1 protein-coding gene is annotated in these 2,253 nt (G+C 65.0%); it reads left to right on the plus strand.

The window, feature by feature from the left end; all coding sequences use genetic code 11:
* Positions 1–690 precede the first annotated feature (690 nt).
* Positions 691–2,088 carry a group II intron reverse transcriptase/maturase gene (gene ltrA / locus ACIA8E_RS41835; RefSeq protein WP_399307336.1) on the plus strand — a complete coding sequence of 466 codons (1,398 nt, stop codon included), beginning with the start codon at positions 691–693 and terminating at the stop codon, positions 2,086–2,088.
* Positions 2,089–2,253: the final 165 nt, after the last annotated feature.

Here is a 2,253-nt window from a genome sequence, read left to right on the forward strand (position 1 = left end):
GCCCTCGCCGACCTTGCCAACCCACGATCGAGGGCCTACTACGACAAGAAGGTGCGCCACGAAGCGTCACGCAATCGAGTGAAGGTGAGAGACCTCCACCGCCAGGCCGTCGCAGCGGCCAGGTAGAAGCCGAGGGTAGTCCGATCCGGGGAACGCCGGGGAGGGCGGAAAGCAGCCCTGACGAAGTCGGGACGGCTGGGAACTACCAGACCAGCCGGGTCCGGTGAGCAAGACCGGAAGGTACAACGAGAGTGAACCAGTGGATGACGCCCCGTAAGCGTAGTACCAGCTCAAATCTGGTGGATATGGGCTGGGTTGCGGTGCACGGTTCCGCCCCTTCGGGGACTGGACCGACTCCGAAGCCAGATCTTTTTGCTGGTGGGGAGGCCACACCGAATGCCTGCGGCGTAGGTGTGGCGATGCCGTCGGGGTATAGCTGGGTGCCTCCCCGGCCGATCGATTGCGTGGTGAACGTGGGAACTGTCCCCGGTCGCCCCGACTGCCGGGCAACCAGTCCGGATGGGGGCAGGCCCGTTGCCGGCCGAAGGCCGCGGGGCAGGGCGGAGGTCCCGTAGTAGTCCGAGCCGGGGAAAGCCCGGCACATGGCGAAGGGGACCAGCAAGTCAGCAAGGAGGAGATTGGAATGCCAGGAGGTCGTTGGTGAACACTGACGCTCTGGAGTGGGCCTTGATGAAGGCCGAACGCCGGGTACTGGAGATCCAGACCAAGTTGCACCGTTGGGCAACCGACGATCCTGATCGCCGGTTTGATGATCTGTTCAACCTCGTTGCCGACCCCGCGTTCCTTCTGGTGGCGTGGGACCGGGTGCGGGGGAACAAGGGAGCTCGCACGGCCGGAGTGGACGGCAAGACCGCCCGCTACATCGAGGCCGCGCAGGGGGTCGAGGTCTTCCTCGACAAGCTACGGTCGCAAGTGAAGGACCGGAGCTTCACCCCCGTCCCGGTGCGGGAACGGATGATCCCGAAGGCGAACGGCAAGCTGCGTCGCCTGGGCATCCCAACCGTGGCCGACCGGGTGGTCCAAGCATCCTTGAAGCTGTTGTTGGAGCCGATCTTCGAGGCGGACTTCCTCCCGTGTTCCTACGGGTTCCGTCCGAAGCGCCGGGCTCATGACGCCATCGCCGAGTCTCGCTTCCTGGCCAGCTACTCCTACGAGTGGGTGGTTGAGGGCGACATTGAGGCGTGCTTCGACACGATCGACCATGCGGCTCTGATGGACCGGGTGCGTCGACGTGTCGGGGACAAACGTGTCCTGGTCCTGGTGAAGGCGTTCCTGAAGGCAGGCATCCTCACCGAAGGCGGCTCGCTCAAGGACTCCAGCACTGGCACTCCGCAAGGGGGCATCCTCTCCCCGCTGCTGGCCAATATCGCCCTGACCGTCTTGGACGAGTACGTCGCCAACCGGCCGGGCGGGCCGAGCACCACACCAGCGCGACGCGTGGGACGACTCCGTCGTGGCGAACCCAACCTCCGGTTGGTCCGCTACGCAGACGACTTCCTCGTGCTCGTCGCTGGGACTCGCGAGCACTGTGAAGTACTTCGCGAGGAGGTGGCAGCGGTCCTCGCGCCGATGGGCATGCGTCTGTCGATGGAGAAGACGAGGATCACCCACATCGACGAGGGCCTCGACTTCCTCGGATGGCGCATCCAGCGTCACCGCAAGCGAGGCACTGATCGGCAGTACGTCTACACCTACCCGGCGAAGAAGTCCGTGAGGACCGTCGCCAGGAAGATCAAGACCATCTGCCGGACAGACGTCAACCAGCCGCTGCCAGTCCTGTTGCGTCAGCTCAACTCGATGCTGCGAGGCTGGTGCGCCTACTTCCGGCCCGGCGTTTCAAGCGCCACGTTCCAGTTCCTGCGCCAGCTCGTCTGGGGGCAGGCCATTCGCTGGATCAGGCGCAAACATCGCCGGATCACCTGGAAGGACCTCCGCCGACGCTATTGCAACGGCGGATGGTGGCCAACCACGGAGGACATCACCCTGTTCGACCCGGCCAAGGTACGCACGACGCGCTACCGATACCGGGGAGCGGTGATTCCTTCGCCCTGGCCCACCAAGGGATAAGGAACCCGAGGCTGTCGAAGGGGACTTGTGGAGAGCCCGGTGCTCGGAAACGGGCACGCCGGGTTCGGGAGGCGGTTCGGGGAAACCCACCAGCAGCAATGCTGGCAGGGCGCCCCGAACCGACCTCACATCAGCCAGGGCAAGCACCACACCCAAGCACTCCTC

The organism is Streptomyces sp. NPDC051664, from assembly GCF_044453545.1.
GTDB lineage: Bacteria > Actinomycetota > Actinomycetes > Streptomycetales > Streptomycetaceae > Streptomyces.